This is a genomic window from Corynebacterium sp. 13CS0277 (assembly GCF_002994655.1).
GTDB lineage: Bacteria > Actinomycetota > Actinomycetes > Mycobacteriales > Mycobacteriaceae > Corynebacterium.
The window spans coordinates 15,809-35,218 of sequence record NZ_PPDL01000023.1; the positions used below are offsets into that span (position 1 = coordinate 15,809).

12 protein-coding genes, 2 tRNA genes and 1 pseudogene are annotated in these 19,410 nt (G+C 67.6%); 7 read left to right on the top strand and 8 right to left on the bottom strand.

The window, feature by feature from the left end; translation table 11 throughout:
* Window positions 1-99 precede the first annotated feature (99 nt).
* Together C1Y63_RS09995 and C1Y63_RS10000 are read right to left on the bottom strand one after the other, a co-directional pair.
* Window positions 100-342 carry a hypothetical protein gene (locus C1Y63_RS09995; RefSeq protein WP_106016316.1) on the bottom strand — a complete coding sequence of 81 codons (243 nt, stop codon included), beginning with the start codon at window positions 340-342 and terminating at the stop codon, window positions 100-102.
* Between the two features lie 313 nt (window positions 343-655).
* Window positions 656-729 (bottom strand) — tRNA-Ile (locus tag C1Y63_RS10000).
* A gap of 291 nt (window positions 730-1,020) precedes the next feature.
* On the opposite strand from C1Y63_RS10000, the gene C1Y63_RS10005 reads away from it, so the two are divergent.
* From C1Y63_RS10005 to C1Y63_RS10015, 3 genes and pseudogenes are all read left to right on the top strand, one after another.
* Window positions 1,021-1,093 (top strand) — tRNA-Asn (locus tag C1Y63_RS10005).
* A gap of 538 nt (window positions 1,094-1,631) precedes the next feature.
* On the top strand, window positions 1,632-2,174 hold the full coding sequence (locus C1Y63_RS10010) for a hypothetical protein (protein ID WP_158256146.1): 543 nt from the start codon (window positions 1,632-1,634) through the stop codon (window positions 2,172-2,174).
* A gap of 397 nt (window positions 2,175-2,571) precedes the next feature.
* Window positions 2,572-3,306: pseudogene (locus C1Y63_RS10015) on the top strand (trimeric intracellular cation channel family protein); the annotation flags it as partial.
* Window positions 3,307-4,029: 723 nt separating this feature from the next.
* Here C1Y63_RS10015 and C1Y63_RS10020 read toward each other — a convergent pair.
* From C1Y63_RS10020 to C1Y63_RS10030, 3 genes are all read right to left on the bottom strand, one after another.
* Window positions 4,030-5,727 carry a hypothetical protein gene (locus tag C1Y63_RS10020; protein ID WP_106016318.1) on the bottom strand — a complete coding sequence of 566 codons (1,698 nt, stop codon included), beginning with the start codon at window positions 5,725-5,727 and terminating at the stop codon, window positions 4,030-4,032.
* On the bottom strand, window positions 5,724-6,431 hold the full coding sequence (locus tag C1Y63_RS10025; RefSeq protein WP_106016319.1) for an ATP-binding cassette domain-containing protein: 708 nt from the start codon (window positions 6,429-6,431) through the stop codon (window positions 5,724-5,726). Before C1Y63_RS10025 ends, C1Y63_RS10020 begins: the two co-directional genes overlap by 4 nt.
* A gap of 369 nt (window positions 6,432-6,800) precedes the next feature.
* The gene (locus C1Y63_RS10030) at window positions 6,801-7,181 is read right to left on the bottom strand and encodes a hypothetical protein (protein WP_106016320.1); all 381 of its coding nucleotides are present in this window, start codon (window positions 7,179-7,181) and stop codon (window positions 6,801-6,803) included.
* A gap of 409 nt (window positions 7,182-7,590) precedes the next feature.
* Here C1Y63_RS10030 and C1Y63_RS10035 point away from each other — a divergent pair, with 409 nt between their 5' ends.
* The 3 genes from C1Y63_RS10035 to C1Y63_RS10045 all read left to right on the top strand — a co-directional run bounded on the left by C1Y63_RS10035 (window position 7,591) and on the right by C1Y63_RS10045 (window position 11,219).
* On the top strand, window positions 7,591-8,955 hold the full coding sequence (locus C1Y63_RS10035) for a dicarboxylate/amino acid:cation symporter (protein WP_106016321.1): 1,365 nt from the start codon (window positions 7,591-7,593) through the stop codon (window positions 8,953-8,955).
* A 150-nt stretch (window positions 8,956-9,105) separates the two neighbouring features.
* On the top strand, window positions 9,106-10,092 hold the full coding sequence (locus tag C1Y63_RS10040) for a serine hydrolase (RefSeq protein WP_106016322.1): 987 nt from the start codon (window positions 9,106-9,108) through the stop codon (window positions 10,090-10,092).
* Between the two features lie 641 nt (window positions 10,093-10,733).
* On the top strand, window positions 10,734-11,219 hold the full coding sequence (locus C1Y63_RS10045; protein ID WP_146128931.1) for a hypothetical protein: 486 nt from the start codon (window positions 10,734-10,736) through the stop codon (window positions 11,217-11,219).
* Window positions 11,220-11,395: 176 nt separating this feature from the next.
* Here C1Y63_RS10045 and C1Y63_RS10050 read toward each other — a convergent pair whose 3' ends face one another.
* A complete protein-coding gene (locus C1Y63_RS10050; protein WP_106016324.1) occupies window positions 11,396-11,662 on the bottom strand; it encodes an acyl carrier protein in 267 nt (88 codons plus the stop codon).
* Window positions 11,663-11,986: 324 nt separating this feature from the next.
* On the opposite strand from C1Y63_RS10050, the gene C1Y63_RS10055 reads away from it, so the two are divergent.
* The gene (locus C1Y63_RS10055) at window positions 11,987-13,252 is read left to right on the top strand and encodes an alpha/beta fold hydrolase (protein ID WP_158256147.1); all 1,266 of its coding nucleotides are present in this window, start codon (window positions 11,987-11,989) and stop codon (window positions 13,250-13,252) included.
* Window positions 13,253-13,420: 168 nt separating this feature from the next.
* Here the strand turns inward: C1Y63_RS10055 and C1Y63_RS10060 are convergent, their stop codons facing one another.
* Both C1Y63_RS10060 and aceE read right to left on the bottom strand, forming a co-directional pair.
* The gene (locus tag C1Y63_RS10060; RefSeq protein WP_106016326.1) at window positions 13,421-15,451 is read right to left on the bottom strand and encodes a carbohydrate-binding domain-containing protein; all 2,031 of its coding nucleotides are present in this window, start codon (window positions 15,449-15,451) and stop codon (window positions 13,421-13,423) included.
* A gap of 494 nt (window positions 15,452-15,945) precedes the next feature.
* Window positions 15,946-18,681, bottom strand: coding sequence for a pyruvate dehydrogenase (acetyl-transferring), homodimeric type (aceE, locus tag C1Y63_RS10065; protein ID WP_106016327.1), 2,736 nt, complete (start codon window positions 18,679-18,681; stop codon window positions 15,946-15,948).
* Window positions 18,682-19,410: the final 729 nt, after the last annotated feature.

Sequence of the window (19,410 nt, forward strand, 5' to 3'; positions counted from 1 at the left end):
GCGATGGCAGCTGGGTGCTTGGGGTGGCGCTGGCGCCAGAAAAAGGGTGACGCCTGAAAAAGAAGCGCCGTGGGGGACGGGCTGTGGAGGGCCTGCGGCTTAATCCTCGTCGGGCTCCAGCACCTGGTTGCCATCCACGGTGCGCACGCCCTTGACTTCCTTCATCCGCGGAGTCGGATCGAGCTTCTCAGCGATCGCCTTCCGCGTCATCGTCACCGCCTTCTGGGTGACGGGAGAGTTCACCGTCGCCTGGTAGCCCTTCTTGATCTGCTCATAGCGCTTCCGGCCAGCCTTCGTACCGAACACGTAGCCAGCGGCAGCGCCTACGACGAATTGGATCATGGTTCCTCCGACCGCGAAAAAATAAACAACAGGTCCCGCCCCGTGGCACGTGTTGGGGAGGACTCGTACGCAGACAACACCCGGCAACCCGCAGTGGAGAAGAAACCTGCGCCGACTGTGATGTGCCGGGGTGTGTCTTCAGCCTACTTAACTCCCCGCCACCCCAGCAGAGTTCCCCGGCAGTATGCGGCCGCGTGGCCTGGAGTGGTGGGGGAGAGCCACCCGCACAAAGTCCTTCGCTGGGCGCCTGTGCCGCACAGGCAAAACCCCTACCGGGCGCGCATAACGCCTGGTAGGGGCTGAAGGAAAAATGTGGGGCCAGCGGGGCTCGAACCCGCGACCAACGGATTATGAGTCCGCAGCTCTAACCGACTGAGCTATAGCCCCAACATGACCGCGAGTGCATCGCAGCATCCCTCCAGGAGGGGCTGCCTCACCCGTGGGCAACGGGTGAAAGTATAGACCACCCCAAAGGGGGTGCATTCTCGTGCCGGGCTCGCGCCAGTGCCACGTTCGCGGGGTGCGCCGACGTGGGCGGTGCTCGCGCGGCGGTCGTGGTGGTGGTTGGGGTGTGGTTCCTGCGTGTCGGAACCTGTGGCTGACGTGCGGATTTGCCAGAGCTTACGGCAGGTCATTATAGTTTCATCTCGTTGCACAGCGCACCGCCGAGTAACATATTCCCCCATAGCTCAATTGGCAGAGCATTCGACTGTTAATCGAAGGGTTACTGGTTCGAGTCCAGTTGGGGGAGCAAGACTTGAAGGAATCCTCACACCACGCCCGGTGTGAGGATTTTTTGCGTTCCGCCGAGCCGGTGAATCTGGGGGTTAAACGACAAAATGTGTGTCTGGGCGGCGGGTTCGTCCGCTGATCTGGGGCGGCATTGTGGGGGCCAATGTGTCCGGTTCGTGGTCAATGATCGAACTTAGGTAACCCAACCTAGCGGGGGGGGGATCTTCGATATGGTCCACATGTCCTGGTCTGTCTACCAGGGCAAACTCTGTGGCCGATGTCTGGAGTGACCAGCACACGTTCCCATGACCACTGTAGCGCCCTCGTCCCCGACGACTCTGATCGGTGGCGACGCTCAAGGGGCGCGTCGGTGGTGGGCTCAAGGGTGTGGTCCTCCGGCACCCTGCGCCCAGTCTGTCTTCCGGTGTGCCTTGGCACCAGCCGTTCCGCGCGACGCTTCGCGCGTGTGGGCTGTGTGGCGCGATGGGGACTGGCGGCGAAAGACGGTCACGCACAGTTTCACACTTTTCCCCAGTCTTTCCCCGAAAGGTTTCCCCATGGCCAACGATCAGATCCCGGGCCAGCCGGATCCGCAGCAGCCCCAGGTCGTCTACGTCCAGGCTCCGAAGAAGCCCTGGTACAAGAAGCTCGGCTGCATGATCCCGCTCGGCATCGTCGTGCTCATCATCATCGCCATGTCCATGAGCATGGGCGGCTCCAGCGACTCTTCCTCTGATTCCTCCTCCGGCTCCTCCTCGTCGGTTGATTCCGCACAGGCTGCGGATACCCCGGCGATTCCGGTGACCGCCGTCGACCTTGTTTCGGCTTACGAGGCGAACGAGATCGCCGCTGACAAGGAGTACAAGGGCAAGAAGCTTGAGCTCACCGGCACCCTGAAGTCCGTCACTGAGACCTTGGGTACCTACACCGTGACTCTGGAGGGGCCCGAGATGTCTATCGCCGATGTGTGGTGCAAGCTGCAGAAGTCCCAGGTGGACGCCGCGGCTGAGCTGGTCACGGGCAATGTCATCACTGTCCATGGTGTCGGCGATGGCTATGACAGCCTGAACGCCTACGCCAAGGATTGCACCCTGAACTAAGTAAGGCGGCTGTGGGCACGAGCCGCGCCCACACCCCACGCGCTCACGCGCGCCCCGCGTAGAGTCCTCGCGCAGGATGCTCTCACACCCCGCCACCGGCTTTGGTCGATGGCGGGGTGTGCTGCGTTGTGCGGGGTGCGGTTACTGGGGGCTGGGGCTCTGGCGCTGGTGCAGTACAGATACCTGGGTGTGCGGGTGCTGTGTGCGGCACTGTGTGCCTGCCGGGGTGGATGGCGGTGTCCCGCCTGCCGGTGGTGCGCGCCGCCGGGGTCCCGGTTCGGGCAGGGGGTAGTCGATGTGCTGCCGGGTGTGGGGGAGTGTGTGGGTGTGGCGGCTACCCCCACGGGGTTGTGGTGCAAGTCTCGTTACTTGTGTGCTGCCTGGCACAATGGTCCGCATGCCCACAGTTGACCCGACACTCCTGGCTATGTACTCCACGCTGGACCTCATCGGCGTGGTGCTCAACGGTGCTATCGGCGGCACGATTGCCCGGCAACGCAACTTCGACATCATTGGTTTCTCTTTCCTGGCGTTGTTCTCCGCGCTGGGTGGCGGCATGCTCCGCGACACGCTCATGCAGCGCGGCACCCCCGCCGCGATCGCGGAGCCCATGTACATGGGCTTTGCGGTGGCCGGTGGGTTGCTGGCGATGTTCGTGCATTTGCGGGGCCGCGCCTGGGAGCTGTTTGAGGCCCATGCCGATGCGGTCATTCTGGGTGTGTGGGCGGTCACGGGCTCGACGAAGGCGTTGAGCTACGGGATGCCGTGGGCCTCAGCGCTGTTCATGGGCATGCTCACCGCCGTCGGTGGTGGCATGATCCGTGATATTGCGACCGGGAATATCCCCTCGATTTTCGGCGGCAACAAGCTCTATGCGACGCCGGCGCTGGTGGGTTCGGCGACGATGGTGGCATTCCACTACTTGGGCCACGATGCGGTGGGCATGATCGTGGCGACGACGGTGGGCGCGGGGTTCGCGATTGTGGCGTATTGGCGGGGCTGGGTGCTGCCCGCGAATCAGGAGTGGGCGCCGATCAACATGACCGCAAAGCAGTTGGCCCGGGCGCTGCGGCGGGCGGAGGACTCCGGCCGTACCCGGGAGCGTCGCCGTTGGCGGACGGCGGTGGGGGAGGGGCACTTGCCCGCCGGGGAGAAAGGTGACCTGGAGGGCGAGCTCACCGCAGATCTGGAGGCCGACTGTGCGGCTGAGGCTGCCTGCGAAGCGGCGGCCACCCAGGATGCGGCAGCGGCGCACCACGCCCCCGAACGCCCCACCGCTGAGCACGCCCCGCACACGTGCCCCGCGGGGGACGCGGTGCCGGACGCCGATATGGTCGTCGCACTGGTGGAGCACGAAGCCGACGTGGCGGCCCGCGCGGCCCAGCGCGCCGAGGACATTGCCGCCCAGTTGAGTCGCCTCGCACACGACGTGCATGACGTGGAGGCGGCGCCACACGTGGAGGCAGCACCGAACCTGGAGACTCACTCCAGCGGCCAACGCGCCGGACACGCCACTGGCACCGACCACGGCACTGGCCACGGCCACGGCACCGGCCATCGAAGTGTGGGTGCGCCCGCCCCGGGCTCTCCCGATCCTGCGGGCAGCGATACGTCTGCCACCGACTCTGCGGGGCACACCCCGCCCGGGGGCGTTGAGCCCACGCCGTCGACATGACGTGCCCGCGGCACGCCACGATGCCCGGCTCTGCAGGCACCGCCGGGTGCCGGGCGGGGCACTGCGTGAGGTGAGGTTGTCGTCCCCGGTTGTCGTGCCTGTTCGGGCAGGCCGGGGCGATTCCGTGCGCGGGGGATGGCGGTCGCGGATCGCGGGCCGCGATGTGCGATGACTCGTGGTCTAAGGGGTTGTTTCCTCGAGGCACTGCCTTAGCAGTACGAACTCGTCTTCTGTGATGACGCGGTCGTCCCGTGGTGGGCCGTCCTGCGGGCTCAGCAGAGAAAACACCACCTCGCGAGGAACGTCCCGGCAGGAGTCTGTGATCGTGTGCGTGAGTTGGAAGGAGATCTCCGACGATGCGAAGTGCTCGGGGTCGGTGAGCGTGCGCTTCTTGTACAGCCCAATTCTCGCCATCGGCTCGTCCACGTGGGCAGTGACGTTATCCACCAGATAGATCCTCGCAGGCAGGTGCTCCTTGGCCGGCAAGTGCTCATAGAGCTGGCCCACAGTGGTCGCCGCCGCGGGGAGGAACGGCGCGTTCGCCGGCGTGGAACACAGCTGACTGTCGAGATGCTCGATCGGCACACATGTGGTCATCTGCGCGCGGTGGTCCATGAGCGGGGTGGCGAAGAATCTGAACACGCTGAGAATCACGGCGATGCCGACGATGAACACCAGCGGGGGAACCCACACACCCCGGCGCAGGACACCGATCGCCGCCCCCGCCGCGGCCAGCACCGCCACGGTGAGGGCCACCGCAGCCACCGAGCGTGCGCCGCTGAGCACCTCGTGGTGGATGACGGTGGTCGGCACACCATGGTGGTGAAGAAAAACGGTGTTGACGGCCAGCGCGACAGCTGCGATGACGAGGAGGGGAACTACGGTGGCTGACACTGCGCACAACACCGGGCGGGTAGCCAGTGCACGGTAGCTCAGCCCGCTGATGCGCTCCCAGACGGCCACCCCGGTGCGCCAGCGGGCCTGGCCCATGATCACGCCAAGTGTGAGGGCCAGGCCGCCGAAGAGGAACCATCCATCGCTAATCGCCTGCCCCACCAGCCGGGGGCTTCCCGCCCAACTGCCCCGATCGGTGAGCAGTGACACGGCCCACCCCAGCGCGGTGATGAGCACAGCGGGCCAGAAGAGTGTGGCGCGCCGCCAGCCCCGGGCGATGAGCCGGGGCCATGCCACACCCGCCCCCGTACGCCGTGCAGGGATACTGGTGCCGATGGCGCGGGCGCGACCCGTCGGCGCACCCAGGCCTGCGATGTAGCACCCACATGCCGGGAGAGCGAGTGCGAGCGCGAGAGGAATACTCGCGTCGATGGTGCCGTCCGGGTAGCTCAACACTCCGGGGCTGCGCAGCATGCCGTAGACGGTGTGCCACGTGGTCGGGTACTGGGGGAAAGCAAACACCATCGAGGCTGCTGCGGCGGCCAGCGGCAGCACCCACACCCACGACGAACCAAGCACGAACACCCCGAGCAGGCCCAGGCCGATGAAGGCGAGGATGTTGCGGAACACGGCGATCATGCCGAACTCGATGACGTTCGTCGGATACGTCAGCAGCGCAATGAGCAGGCCGGCCGTGACCGTGGTGGCGACGAGAACGGATCGCCGGGCTGCCAAGGACCGTGCCGCACACACCTCACTCGGGGTGTCGTGGCTGAAGACGAACACCAGTGGCAGTGCCCCGGCAATGCTCACCCACAGCGCGCCCACCTCGACGAGCTCGCCGTTGGACTCCAGCAGGAGGTGGACTGCGAGGCGCACGAGGACGGCCGCACAGATCCCAGCCAGTGTGTTCTGCGGGAGGCGATGGTGTCGCGCCCACAGCACCCAGCCCGGCTGCACAGGGGCATCGCCGCGGGCGCTCATGCCTGCTCCCCAACGAGGCGCAGATAATGCTCTTTGACCTCGTTGATCGTGCGCGTGCCGCAGAAGTCCTGCCAGGGGCCGGTGAATACGAACGATCCCGCGGACATCACGGTGATCGTGTCGGCAAGATCAACAATGTCTTCGACGATGTGCGTGGAGGACAGCACAATAGCCTCGTCGGACACCCGCGCGAGAATCCTTCGCAGGGAGTCCCTCTGCGCCATGTCCAGCCCGGCAGAGGCCTCATCCAGCAGGACCAACCTGGGGGAACCCACCAGCGCGGAGGCAATCCCGACGCGCCGCCGCATGCCGCCAGACAACGACGCAATCGTGGCATCGGACTTCCCGCCCAGATCGGCCAGGTCGATGAGCCGATCGACTTCGGCTGGCACTGCGTGGGGGTCAAGCATTTTCAGCCAGCACATGTAGGCCACGTGCTCCCGGACGGTGAATCGCGACTTCGGCAGATTGTCCTGGGGGAGATAGCCCACGACGCGGCGGACGGCGGTACCCGACAACCCGTCGACGGTGAAGTGGCCAGACGTGGGCTTCCTCAGTGTCGCCAGCACCTCAAGGAGGGAGGATTTGCCTGCCCCATTGGGCCCCAGCAAGGCGTGGATGCCGGAGGACAGCTCGAGGGACACCTCGCGCACGGCCACCGTGGACCTGTAGGACACCGTGATCTCGTCAAGAAGAAGTGACATGGGGTGGCGCGGCCTTTCGCAATCGTGCTTCTGTGGTCTCTTCATCAAGTGTGCACGCAAAAACCGCAACCAGTGGGCACTCACGTGTGTGAGGTGGAGCCAAGGTGGCGGCCTGTTGGTTGGCGCGGGCAGCTGAGCAGCGAAAACTCTGGGGCGCGTCCCATGACGGGGTGTGTCGGCCGTCGTTCTGCGCGCGCCTGCCGTGCCCTTCGCTCGCGGCGTCCTCCGTCACGGGGGTGGCGTTGTCAGCGTCAGCGCCCACGGGGGTGCTCCCGTGCGGGTGGGGTGCGGCCAGCTGGCGCAGGCCCGTGGAGTGTGGGCATGAGAACACCCGCCCCTGGGGTGGGGCGGGCTGTGAAGAGCGGGGGGTTAGAGGGAGAGCCAGGGCTGGTCGGGGTCCTCGGGTTCAACGAGGGCGCCGGTGTAGCCGTCGCGAAGAAGGCCCTTCTCGTTCATTCGCCGCCAGAGTTCCCTCGACACCCGGAACCAGTCCGGGTAGTGCTCGGGGATACCACCCCACGGTGGAATTAGTTTCACCGCTTCGCCGGTCAGGCAGTTGACCCGGGCACCCGTCCTGCCACCGCCGATTGACCTTGGCATGTTGGGGTCGATCTCCCACGCCTCCAGCTTGCGTGCATCGACGAAGTGGCCGAACGCCCGGGGCGGGGCGTCCATCGGAATGTACCCGCCATCAAGGCCGTCGTTGATGAACTTCTCGGCGACGACACGTGCCTCTTCGATGCTCAGCATGGTTGCCGCTCCTCCTCACTGTCGTGCGACGTCATCGCCCAAAATTTTTGCCTCGGGGGCATGCCTGTCTGTGCGCCCATGTGTGCGTGGTCGATGGTGTGGGGGATGTCAGCGCGGGGCGCCCGTGGCGGGGTGGGGGAGGCGCCCCTCCCCCTTCTAGACCGACTAGTCTGGAGTTGTTGAACTGGGTGGTGTGGGATAGGTTGGGTTGTCGGACCAACGCCATCCGTGATGACCTGCGCCGATTCGGCTGCGGGAATAGGGCGGGTTGTGGCGGTGGTTTGAACAAGTACTGCCGCCGAATGGGTGACCGTGCCGCCGCTGTGGCGCGCGGCACCAGCGCCCTCCGCGCGGCCTTGGATTTATTGACATCCCCCAGCTTTTCTTTGAGACGAAAAAGGTACACACCATGACCACGCCCCTCACCTCCGGCGACGCGCACGTCGCCGAGGAGCTTGAGGCCCCGGAGGCAACCTCCGGGGGCAAAGGCTCCATTTTTTCCAACTTCGGCTTCCAGGTCGTCCTCGGCCTGGTGGTCGGCCTCCTGCTCGGCGTCGTCGCCCGCGGCATGGGGGACGACAATTGGCTGACGGGTGCGCTCACCGGGGTGGGTAGTGCCTATGTGAGCCTGCTGAAGCTGCTCATCCCGCCGCTGGTGATCACGGCCGTGGTGACCTCGATTGCGAACCTGCGGCAGGTGACCAACGCGGCCCGCCTGGCGTGGAAGACCATCCTGTGGTTCGCGATCACCGCCTTTGCGTCCGTGATGGCCGGCCTCGGGGTCGGCTTGGTGATTAACCCCGGCCAGGGGGCGTCGGTGTCGGCGGATGCCGCCCAGGCGCCGTCGACCGTGGGCTCCTGGTGGGCGTTCATCCAGGGGCTGGTGCCCAGCAACATCATGGGCCTGTCCGTTGGCGTGAAGCAGTCCGCAGAGGGCGCGCTCAGCGCGAACCCCAGCTTTAACGTCCTCCAGCTGCTGCTGCTGTCCATCGCCTTCGGTATCGCCGCCGTCCAGGTCGGCAAGGCCGCGGAGCCGGCCATCGCCTTCGCGGAGTCGGTGCTGGCGATCGTGCAGAAGGTGCTGTGGTGGATCATCCGCCTGGCGCCCATCGGCACCGCCGCTCTTATCGGCAAGGCCGTGGCGGTCTACGGCTGGGACGCCATCGGCTCCCTGGGCAAGTTCGTGCTCGCGATCTATGTGGGCCTGGCGCTCGTCGTCGGTGTCATCTACCCGGTGGTGCTCAAATTCAACGGCCTGGGCGTGGCCCAGTTCTACCGCAAGGTGTGGCCGGTGACCTCCCTCGGGTTCGTCACCCGCTCTTCCATGGGTGTCATGCCCGTGACCCAGACCGTCACCGAGAAGGGCCTGGGCGTGCCGCAGGCCTACGCCTCCTTCGCCGTGCCTCTGGGGGCCACGACCAAGATGGACGGCTGCGCCGCCGTGTACCCGGCGATTGCTGCCATCTTCGTCGCCCAGTTCTACGGGGTGCCGCTGCACTTCACTGACTACCTGCTCATCATCTTCGTCTCCGTGATCGGCTCTGCCGCCACGGCCGGCACCACGGGTGCCACCGTCATGCTCACGCTGACGCTGTCGACCCTGGGCCTCCCCCTGGAGGGTGTGGGCCTGCTGCTCGCCGTCGAACCGATCGTGGACATGGGCCGCACCGCCGTCAACGTCACCGGCCAGGCGCTCGTCCCGGCGATCGTTGCCCGCCGGGAGAAGATCCTCGACGAGGATGTCTTCAACGAGCCGGCCCGCGCCTACGCCTAACTCGCCCCGCCTCTTCTCACCCAGCCCCCTGCTGGCAGCTGTTCCCGCCGCACGCATCTGCGTCGCGCGCGAGCTGCCCGCAGGGGGCTTCGTGCTGCACGGGGGTGCACAGCTCCTCGTGCGCGCCAGTGTTTGCTTCAATGGGGAACTATGAGCAGCGCATCGGATACCACCCCCTCCTTCAACGCCCACGCCCGCACCCGCACCCCTGCCGATGTGGCCGCGGCCGATGCGGCCGCCGAGGAGGCCCTTGTGCAGCGCCTTGAGGAGCTGCGCACGGCAGGTGCGGCAGGAGCTGGCGATGTGGTCCTCAAGGAGGTGCTGGCGACGAGTGCCCTGTGGCCGGTGGAGACGGTCGCCACGGGCGCGCTGCTGCTGGGGGAGGAGCCTCGCACCGTGACCACGGGGCCCGCGGATAAGGTGTTCGCCTTGGCGTCGGTGACGAAGCCGCTCGTGGCCTACGCCGTCATGGTGGCAGTCGAAGAGGGAGCTCTGGAGCTCGACGAGGAGCTGCCCCCGGGGGCGAGCGTGCGGCAACTCCTCAGCCACACAGGCGGGGTGGGGTTCGCCAGCCGTGCCCTGGAAAAGGCCCCCGGTCAGCGGCGCATCTACTCCTCCGCGGGCTATGAGATCCTCGCCGAGGCCGTCGCCCGCGCCACGGACATGCCCTTCGAGGAGTACTTCCATGAGGCGCTCTGCGTGCCGCTGGGGATGACCTCCACGACGCTGGCTGGCTCCGCGGGGCATGGGGCGCGCTCCACGGTGGGCGACCTTCTGCGCTTTGCCGCTGAGGTGCTCCACCCGCAGCTGCTGCACCCCAGCACCGTGGCGGAGATGCTCCACCCCCAGGGCGGGGATGTCGACGGCATCGTGCCGGGCTACGGGGCGTTCCGCCCCTGCCCCTGGGGGCTGGGCTTCGAACTCAAAGGCGTGAAGAACCCCCACTGGACCGGGGCTGCCCAGCCGCCCCACACCGCCGGCCACTTCGGGCAGGCCGGCACCTTCCTCTGGGTGGATGTGGAGGAGCGTGTGGCGGCGGTGGCGCTCACAGATCGCGACTTCGGTCCCTGGGCGAAACCTGTGTGGTCCCCGTGGAATGACGCAGTGTTTGCTGCGCTGCGCGCTGCCCAAAACTAGCCCTGAGCAGGCGGAAGTGGCCCGTGTGGCCCACGTTAAAGTAGTGGTTGAGAGTTGCCTGTGCTCACTTCCGTGACAAACAATGGTGGCGACACGCCGCACCCCATGCGCCCGTCACCGAACTCCACGCACCTGCCCGCGCAGGGCACCGCGCCGCACCCGCTGGCGCACCCGAGCCGTGGACAGCAGTGACGCGCCCGGGGTGCCGCACATCAGACGAGATCGTTGGGGAAGACGATTTGGTCACACCGTGCGCACCGGCCCCCCACCAGCACAGCCACCAGCAGCCTCTCCGCCGCGGCCCCGTCCGCAGCAGGAAAACCACGTGGCACTGCGCCCTGGGAGGGGCGATTGCGCGCGGCCGCAGGACACCCACCACCTTCTTGTCAGGTGCGTGCACGCCACCCTTGGAACACGTGGTTCTTCGAGGGATCGCGCCACCTGACGCCGGGGATGTACCCGGCCACTTGTCACCCTTGCGCCCGCACACGACGGAGAGCGCGCCGGGACTTCCTTGTCGGGGAGGACCCGTGGCGGAGTGGGGAGGCATGCACACCCGTGTACGGGTGGTACCTGCGGAATGGCCACATCTGTTCTTTTCCGCTTCCACCTCGACTGACTTTGCAAGGCTGTGCTTTCCCATGACCCCGCCCCACACTGCCCTTGACGGCACTCGTCCCTTACACTCCTCGCCCTCCGCGGCACCTGCCCCGACTGTGGCCCCCGATGCGCCTGCCCCACAGGCGGCGCAGCTGGCCGTGATCCACGCCCAGGACATTCCCGCCCGGCTGCGGCCGGTGGTGGAAAACCTGGTGGCGGACCTGCTGCCCACCCCGGCCTCCACCCCCGTGGGCGGCGGCGTCGACATCTTTGCCGCCAGCGGATGGTTCCTTGGATGGCGCAGTGGCCCCACCCCGGGGCACACCTCCTGCCAGCAACTCACCGACGCCCCCGCCGAGGAACTCGAAGCACTGTCCGCAGCATTTCGGGAACTGGGTACTGCCTATGGTGTGGATCTCGCGGTGCTGCCGGCACCCCGCTGGCGGGAAGCTGTCGATCTTGCCCCTGCACACTCGGCCGCCGAGCGCACCGGCGAGGAGCTGGCCCGCCGGGCCTTCGCGTCCTAACACCGGGTGGAAGCGGCAGCGCTCTGCTTCAGCGCATCCGTGGCGAGGACACTCGGCGGCAGTGGCTACCTGTGTGAAGGCCACCTGCTCAGCGGGCGTGGCCGTACACACGACAAGGGCACCGCATTACCCCAGGGTGGGGACGCGGTGCCTTCAAGGGACGTGCAGCCTGTGGATTAGGCCTCCGGCAGGCCCCGGGTGGCATGGGAGGCGATGAACTCTGCGACGTCCTCGGCGGTGGCCAGGTTCGCCATGACACCGTCGTCCATCCGCACCCCGAAGGCGTCCTCGCAGCGCACGGCAATATCGACCATCGACAGCGAGTCGATGCCCAGGTCCTTCGTCAGGGCCTTGGTGGGGTCCACCTCATCAACCGTGAGCCCCGTGGCGGAGGAGATGATCTCGCGGATGTTCAGCGTCAGCTGCGGGGAGACAACGGCCATGGGGTACACACTTCCTCAACAAGGCAAACCCGCCACACCACCCACACCGAGGATGACGACATCCTGCGGGCTGGGTTGGCCAGAGCGCACTCGCGCTCACAGCGTGATGTGGGGCTGCGGGGAATCGGGGACAAAAACTTACAATCACCTGCGTGGACACGAGTGTGCGCCGCAGGGGTCGTGCGGACAGGCGCTCTCGCGCGCGCCGCCTGCAAGATTCTAGCGCACCCGCGCCCTCCGCCCTGGATGCCTGCGCGCCCACGAGTGGTGGTGGGCAGGGCGGTGGTGGGGTGCGGTGGGATGCGAAGTTGTAGATTGTTACGCATGCCTGTCGACGTCGTGCACGCGGGAAAAATTGCCAGCCGCCTGGGCCGCAAAGCCGCCCAGCAACTCACCCCTGCGGGGCGCCGCCGGCGCGCCCTGGAACGTGCCGCCATCGACGCACCCACCTCGCGCCCCGGCCTGCACCACGTGGACGAACAGGGTGTGGTGGTGACCTGCGGGTGCCGCACCCACCAGCACCACTCGGACACCCTCGTCACCCCGCCGGTGCGGCAGCAAACCCGCCCGGCAGAAGAGCTCCTGCGCCCTGGTTGTGGGGACACGGAACGTCCGGCGTATACGCAGCCGGTGGGGGATGCGGCCGCCCGCCACGAGCACGACGACGAGGCGGCCCCGGTGTCCGCCGCCGCGGCGGCGTCGGAGTGCACCCCCGTCGAGGTCGCCTACTACCGGGTCGGTCCCCGGGTGACGGACGACAACCACACCACGGTGGTGTTCGTCCACGGATTTACCCTCGCCTCCGACTCCTTCTTCCTCCAGGTCGACTACCTGCAGACCGTCTTTCCCGAAGTCACCAGCCTGCTTGTCGACGTCCGCGGCCACGGGCGCACCGGGAAAGTCGCCCCCTCGCTGTGCACGGTGGAGGGCACCGCTGACGACGTGCTCGCCACCATCGCGATGCACGCGCCGCGAGGGCGCCTCATCCTCGTCGGGCATTCCCTCGGCGGGATGACGGTGCTCAACCTGCTGCGGCGGGCAGACAGCAGCGTGCAGGACCGCGTGGCGGGCGTACTGCTGCTGTCGACCGCGATCGAATCCTTGGCCTCCCAGGGGCTGCCGCAGGTGCTCGCCAGCCCCGTGGCGAACCTCGTCCACGACCAGATGGAGATCGCCCCGGAGCTCGCCCGCGAGTTCCGCACCCAGGTCGCCGAGCTCTTGGCACCCACCCTGGCGGCGACAGTGTTCTACCGGGACAGCACTCCCTACGACATCATCGAGTTCCACGCCTCCATGATCCACGACACCCCCTTGGAGACCATCGTCGGTTTCTTCGATGATCTGCAGGAACATGAGGAAACCGCCGCGGGCAAACTCCTGCGGCGGCTCGACGGCGCCTGCGTCGTGGGCGACAAAGACCACTTCACCCCACTGGGGCAGACGGACCTCATCTGCCGGACGTGGACGCGGGCCACCCGCCACGTGCTGCGCGGGGTGGGGCACATGGTGATCCTGGAGGCCCCGGAGCTCGTCAACAGGGAACTGGGTCGCCTCGTGGCCCGCACGCTTCCGGCGCTGACCAGCCAGTAGGAGCACGCGGGGGCCTCGGCGGGTCCGGGGCGTCGGAGGGGGCGCGCTGCCGGCGCGGCTGAATCCTCCCACCGACGCATGGGCGTCCAGTCGCCAGTGGTGCGCGGCCGCCATCCCACGCCGCACCATGTGACCGGCGTGCGGGGCGGGACGACGGGGCGGTTGCCTTTAGCGGCCGACTTGCGCGCTGCCCGCGGTGGCGGTGGCGGACTCAGAGGTGCCGTCGGTGGTGACGGTGACGGTGTACTCCTTATCCGCCGTCATGCCCGGGGCGCTGGCCTGCACGGCACCGAACTCCTTGGCCGCGGTGAGCTCCGCGAGGACCTCACCGTTGCTGTCGCGCACCTGCACCGTCGAGCCCTTCGCGCCGGCGAGCGGCACACTGATCCAGCTCTGGGAGCCGGCGTCGGGGTTTTGCACCATGCCCGTCGACCCGACCGCCACCAACGTGCCCCCGTCGAGGGTGAAGGTGTCGTCGAAGTCGAGGGCACCATCGCCGCCACCGGTCGGGCCCTGCACCAGCAGGGTGCCGCCCCGCATGACGATCGAGCCGTTGGCATCCACACCATCGCCCTGGGCGTTGACGGTGTGCGTACCGCCCGCGATGGTCATGGTGACCTCCAGGGGGTCGGTGTCGGCGGTCTGCGCGTTCCAGCCGTCGTCGCTCGCCGTCACCGACGACGTGCCGCCGGTGGCGATGATCTGGTTGGCCTCCAGGCCCTCGGTGGAATGCTCCACCGTCAGATCACCGCCGGTGAGCAGCAGGAAACGCTCGCCGTGCACACCATCGTCGCCCGCGGCCAGGCGCACCGCACCGGAATCCATGCGCACGCCGAACCCACCGTTGATGGCGTCGTCGGCGGCATCCACCGCCAGCGAAGCCGGCGTGTTCGCGGGCTGGCGGGTGGTGCTGGTCGTGACATCGATGTCGGCGTCGAGGTCGATGATGACGTAGCGGGAGGCATGAAGGCCCCGCGGCTTCGGGGAGCCGTCATCGCTTTCCTCAGAGGCCGTGGCACTCGTACCGGAGGATTCTCCACCGGGGCCACCGGCGGGCCCGCCGAGGCTGCCGAAGCCGCCGGGCGGCGGCACCGGCCGGGAGCCGTCCCCCGCACCCGGGCCACCAGCGCCATCGCCTGTGGGCGGTGCTGGCATGTCGGTGGGCGCGCCGGCGGGCGGCTCACCCATCCCCGGGCGGTCGGGCATGCCACCCCCGGGAGCACCTGCCACGTCGCCCGCCGCAGTGTCCTCAGTGTGTGCCGTGGTGGCGGCACCGCCGCCGGCCCGCAGGTCCGTGGTACCGCCGGCCACCACGATGTCGCGGGCGGAGATCGCATCCAGTTGCGCGTCGACGCTGAGCTTCCCACCGGTGATGCCCACGAGGCCAGCATCCTCTGCGGTGGCGGACACACCGGTGCCCTGGGCGGTCACGGTCTGCTCCCCGCCGGCCAGCAGCACGCTGTGGGCGCCCCGTAGGCCATCGCCGCCGGCAGTCACCGTGAGCACACCATCGGTGATGAAGAGCTGCCCGGCCGCCGCCACACCGTCGCCCGCCGACGTCACACTCAACGCGCCTGTGCCACTGATCGCCAGGTCGCCGGCCGCCTCGACGGCGGGTGCCGCCGGAGCGGTGCTGGTGGTGCCCGGGGTGCCGGCGGTGATGCTGCTGGTGCCCTCCAGCACGAGGCGCACCGTGGAGTCGACCCGCAGGGCTGCGGTCTCCGCGTCCGCGCTGCCCAGGTGGGCGTCCCGCAGCACCAGCACCACGGGCTCCGTGGTCGTGACCTGCACGCCCGCCGGGTAGTCGCCCTGCAGGGCGAACGAACCACCATGGTCGATGGTGACCGCGGTGGTGCTGGCGGGGATCTCCTCCGGGGTGCTGTCCGCCTGCGGGAAGGTGGCCGCCTCCAGGGGCATGGTGCCGGCGGTGGGGATGAGCTCCGCGTAGTCGCTGCTGCTGCCCGCCGGGGTGGCCGTGTAGCTCGACGCCGCGTCGCTGGATGCGACGGGCACCTCTGCGGCCTGGCAGCCGGCCAGCACACTACCCGCAGCGCCCAGTGCGGCGAGCGACAGCGCGGTCCGGCGGATGCGGGTCCGGGCGGCCCGTGCACGGCCGGCGGGGTGCGCGGCCCGGGCGGCAGCCCGGGTGGCACCTGCGGTGCCTGCGGGGGTGGCTGTGGTGTCGGTCGGGGTGGTCATGATGGCAACACGTCGCTTTCACTGGACAAGGGGGAAAGGGGAGTGGAAGAGAAACAGACACGAAGCATCGACTGTCGTCGACTCGGGCCCGACCACGCGGTGGGGACACAGAGCCTTTCATGGGTCGGGTGCGTGGTGTCTAGTGTGGCGTGCCTGGGTGAAAAATCACCCCGCAGTGACCTGGGGATCCCTGGGAGATGTTCTCCAGCTTCCTGGGAGCGTCGCAGTGCTCGTCCCATGAGCGTGAGGCATGTCGCCCCGGTTGGAGCGGCCTGTGCGGGCGGCTGGTGTGGGGCCGCGGGGCGTCACGCACGCGCCGACGTCCCCACCTGGTACCCGCCGGCGTGCGCCCGGGTGCCTTCCCCCTCCTGTGGCCTCCGGGCCCCACAACGCGCGGCAGCCCGCCGGCCCCGGACCACGCGGCGGCGTGGTGGGGCGGGCGGGCTGCGTGAGCCACTTCCCCCGGGGTGGTCCCGGGGTGGGCCTGGTGGCGTCTACGCCTGCGTCGGGTCGGAGAGGTTGAACTCTTCGGCGGCCTTCTGCACGGCCTCGATGCCGATCTTGCCTTCGCGGGCCAGGCCTGCGAGGGCGGCAACGGCGACGGATTCGGCGTCGTTGTTGAAGAAACGGCGGGCGGCGGGGCGGGTATCGGAGAACCCGAAGCCGTCGGCGCCGAGGGTGGTGTAGTCGCCCGGCACCCACTTGCGGATCATCTCCGGCAGGTCGGTGGCGAAGTCACTGACCGCAATGAAGGGGCCTTCCACGCCGGCGAGCTGGGTGGCGACGAACGGGGCGTCGATCGTCGCGGCCGGGTTGCGCAGCTGCTCCTTGTCCTTGGCGTGGCCGTCGCGGGCGAGCTCCGACCAGGAGGTGACGGAGAAAATATTGGACTGCACGCCGTACTGCTCCGCGAGCAGGTCTGCGGCGCCGAGGGCGGCCTGCATGCCAATGCCGCTGGCCAGCAGGTTGACGACCCGGTCGCCGGCCTCGGCCGGGCGGTACAGGTAGATGCCCTTGTGCAGGCCCTCGACGTCGAGGTTCTCCGGCTCCGCGGGCTGTGGGGTCGGCTCGTTGTAGATCGTCAGGTAGTAGATGACGTCCTCGCCGCGGCCCTCACCGTACATCCGGTCAATGCCCTCCCGCACCAGGTGGGCGACCTCGTAGGCGAACGCCGGATCGTAGGAAACAACACCCGGGTTGGTGGCGGCAATGATGGGGGAGTGGCCGTCCATGTGCTGCAGGCCCTCACCGGTCAGGGTGGTGCGGCCCGCAGTCGCGCCCAGCAGGAAGCCGCGCGCCATCTGGTCAGCGGCCGCCCAAATGGAGTCGGCGGTGCGCTGGAAACCGAACATCGAGTAGAAGATGTACAGCGGGACCATCGCCTCCCCGTGGGTGGCGTAGGAGGTGCCGGCGGCAATGAACTCCGCCATGGAGCCCGCCTCGTTGATGCCCTCGTGGAGGATCTGCCCGTCGGTGGCCTCCCGGTAGCTGAGCATGAGGTCGTGGTCGACCGGGATGTAGTTCTGGCCGTGCGGGTTGTAGATCTTCAGCGTCGGGAACCAGGAGTCCATGCCGAAGGTGCGCGCCTCATCGGGGATGATCGGCACGAAACGCTTACCCAGCTCCTTGTCGCGCATGAGCTCCTTGAAGGTACGCACCACCGCCATGGTGGTCGCCACCTCCTGCTTGCCGGAACCCTTCCGCAGGATCTTCAGATCATCCATGCTGGGCACCGCCAGCGGGGCGTAGGTGCTGCGGCGCTCCGGCAGGTAGCCGCCCAGCTCCTTCCGGCGGGCCAGCATGTACTGGATCTCCGGGGAATCCGGGCCCGGGTTGTAGTACGGCGGCAGGTAGGGATCCTTCTCCAGCACCTCGTCAGAGATCGGGATGTCCTGCTTGTCGCGGAACTGCTTCAGGTCCTCCAGGGTCAGCTTCTTCATCTGGTGGGTGGCGTTGCGACCCTCGAAGTTGTGGCCCAGGCCGTAGCCCTTAATGGTGTGCGCCAGGATGACCGTCGGGCGGTCCTTCGTCTCCAGGGCGCGCTTGAACGCGGCGTAGATCTTGCGGTAGTCGTGGCCGCCGCGCGGCAGACGCCAAATCTCCTCATCGGTCATGTCCTCCACCAGCTTCGCGGTGCGGGGATCCCGGTTGAAGAAGTGCTCGCGCACGTAGGCGCCGTCGTTGGCCTTGAAGGTCTGGAAGTCACCGTCGGAGGTCTTGTTCATCAGGTCGACGAGCGCGCCCTCCTTATCCTTCGCGAAGAGCTCATCCCACTCGCGGCCCCACACGACCTTGATGACGGACCAGCCGGCACCGCGGAAGAAGGACTCCAGCTCCTGGATGATCTTCGTGTTACCACGCACCGGGCCGTCGAGGCGCTGCAGGTTGCAGTTCACCACGAAGGTCAAGTTGTCGAGGTTGTTCACCGCCGCCTGCTGGATGAGGCCGCGGGACTCCGGCTCGTCCATCTCGCCGTCGCCGAGGAACGCCCACACGTGCTGATCGGAGGTGTCCTTAATGCCCCGGTTGTGCAGGTAGCGGTTGAACCGCGCCTGGTAGATCGCATCCATCGGGCCCAAGCCCATGGACACGGTGGGGAACTCCCAGAAATCGGGCATGCACTTCGGGTGCGGGTAGGACGGCATGCCGCCCTGCTCCCGGGACACTTCCTGGCGGAAACCGTCGAGGTCGTCCTCCGTCAGACGCCCCTCGAGGAAGGCGCGCGCGTACATGCCGGGGGAGGCGTGACCCTGGAAGAAGATCTGGTCGCCGCCGCCCGGGTGGTCCTTGCCGCGGAAGAAGTGGTTCATGCCCACCTCGTACAGCGGGGCCGAGGAGGCGTAGGTGGAAATGTGGCCGCCTACACCAATTCCGGGGCGCTGGGCGCGGTGCACCATGATGGCCGCGTTCCAGCGAATCCACTTCCGGTAGCGCTTCTCCATCTCCTCGTCGCCGGGGAACTCCGGCTCCATCGACGTCGGAATGGTGTTGACGTAGTCCGTCGACGTCAACGGCGGCAGCGGCACCCGCTTCGCGGTCGCGCGCTCCAGCAGCCGGAGCATCAGGAAGCGGGCACGATCCAAATCAGAACGATCCAGCAGGCCATCGAGAGACTCCAGCCACTCGCGGGTCTCTTCCGGATCGGAATCGTTCAGGTAGGACGCCACGCCATCGCGCATGAGCGCAAAGTTCGTGCCGTCCGTGTCGTACCGGGGCTGATTGTCAGCCATGGGGCAGATCCTCCTTACAAAGCCGGGGCGTGAACACCGCCGCCACACCCCAAGACTCCCACCCGCATGCATTGACGCTGTGCCGCGTGGCCCATCGTGTGGGTGGGGCGCACCGATACCGGCGCCGCCACGACACAGCGGACCACACAAGGACGCGTAAGAAAAGACACGCAGGAGGACACCCTGGGGCGGCGGGCGCGCTGCAGGCAGCGATCCACGACCGGGTGGGTTTTTCGTGTGTGGTTGTACAACTCCCAGGCGCCACCAGTCGCAGAAGACCCGCGCACGCTGCACAAGCACCTTCGGTGCCGCAGACGAGCGCCGTCACCTGCAACGATGAGGCCCGAACCCTCACAGCGCAACCACACCCAGCAGCATTATGCGCACCACAACAGTGGCCGCAGATGCCCGCCGGGTGCCATCACGCACGGGAAACCACTCAGCACGGCACGCAACAACACTGTGCGCGCCGAGGGCCGGGTGCGGTTTCCGCCCTGTGTGGACAAGGGGGTGAAAGGGGGACATACAGTACAAAACCCGCAAGCCTCACCCCGCAAGGAGACCCTGCGGGTGGCGATGGCTGCGGGAACACGACGGCGGGTGGGGGAGGAGAAGCGAAAAGCTTCCTTGAAAGAAGACCACTTCCGTCATGTGTCGTGCACTGCACGTGCCACGTCTCCTCCCACAATAATGGGGGTGAGGGGAAACCGTATAGCCGCCGGGCGATAC

What these genes read in the sequence shown, in the direction of transcription:
- C1Y63_RS10020 (WP_106016318.1), bottom strand. Translation starts at nt 5,727, where the DNA reads ATGAGCGCCCGCGGCGATGCCCCTGTGCAGCCGGGCTGGGTGCTGTGG.
- C1Y63_RS10035 (WP_106016321.1), top strand. Translation starts at nt 7,591, where the DNA reads ATGACCACGCCCCTCACCTCCGGCGACGCGCACGTCGCCGAGGAGCTT.
- C1Y63_RS10050 (WP_106016324.1), bottom strand. Translation starts at nt 11,662, where the DNA reads ATGGCCGTTGTCTCCCCGCAGCTGACGCTGAACATCCGCGAGATCATC.
- C1Y63_RS10010 (WP_158256146.1), top strand. Translation starts at nt 1,632, where the DNA reads ATGGCCAACGATCAGATCCCGGGCCAGCCGGATCCGCAGCAGCCCCAG.
- C1Y63_RS10025 (WP_106016319.1), bottom strand. Translation starts at nt 6,431, where the DNA reads ATGTCACTTCTTCTTGACGAGATCACGGTGTCCTACAGGTCCACGGTG.
- C1Y63_RS10055 (WP_158256147.1), top strand. Translation starts at nt 11,987, where the DNA reads ATGCCTGTCGACGTCGTGCACGCGGGAAAAATTGCCAGCCGCCTGGGC.
- C1Y63_RS10060 (WP_106016326.1), bottom strand. Translation starts at nt 15,451, where the DNA reads ATGACCACCCCGACCGACACCACAGCCACCCCCGCAGGCACCGCAGGT.
- C1Y63_RS10045 (WP_146128931.1), top strand. Translation starts at nt 10,734, where the DNA reads ATGACCCCGCCCCACACTGCCCTTGACGGCACTCGTCCCTTACACTCC.
- C1Y63_RS10040 (WP_106016322.1), top strand. Translation starts at nt 9,106, where the DNA reads ATGAGCAGCGCATCGGATACCACCCCCTCCTTCAACGCCCACGCCCGC.
- aceE (WP_106016327.1), bottom strand. Translation starts at nt 18,681, where the DNA reads ATGGCTGACAATCAGCCCCGGTACGACACGGACGGCACGAACTTTGCG.
- C1Y63_RS09995 (WP_106016316.1), bottom strand. Translation starts at nt 342, where the DNA reads ATGATCCAATTCGTCGTAGGCGCTGCCGCTGGCTACGTGTTCGGTACG.
- C1Y63_RS10030 (WP_106016320.1), bottom strand. Translation starts at nt 7,181, where the DNA reads ATGCTGAGCATCGAAGAGGCACGTGTCGTCGCCGAGAAGTTCATCAAC.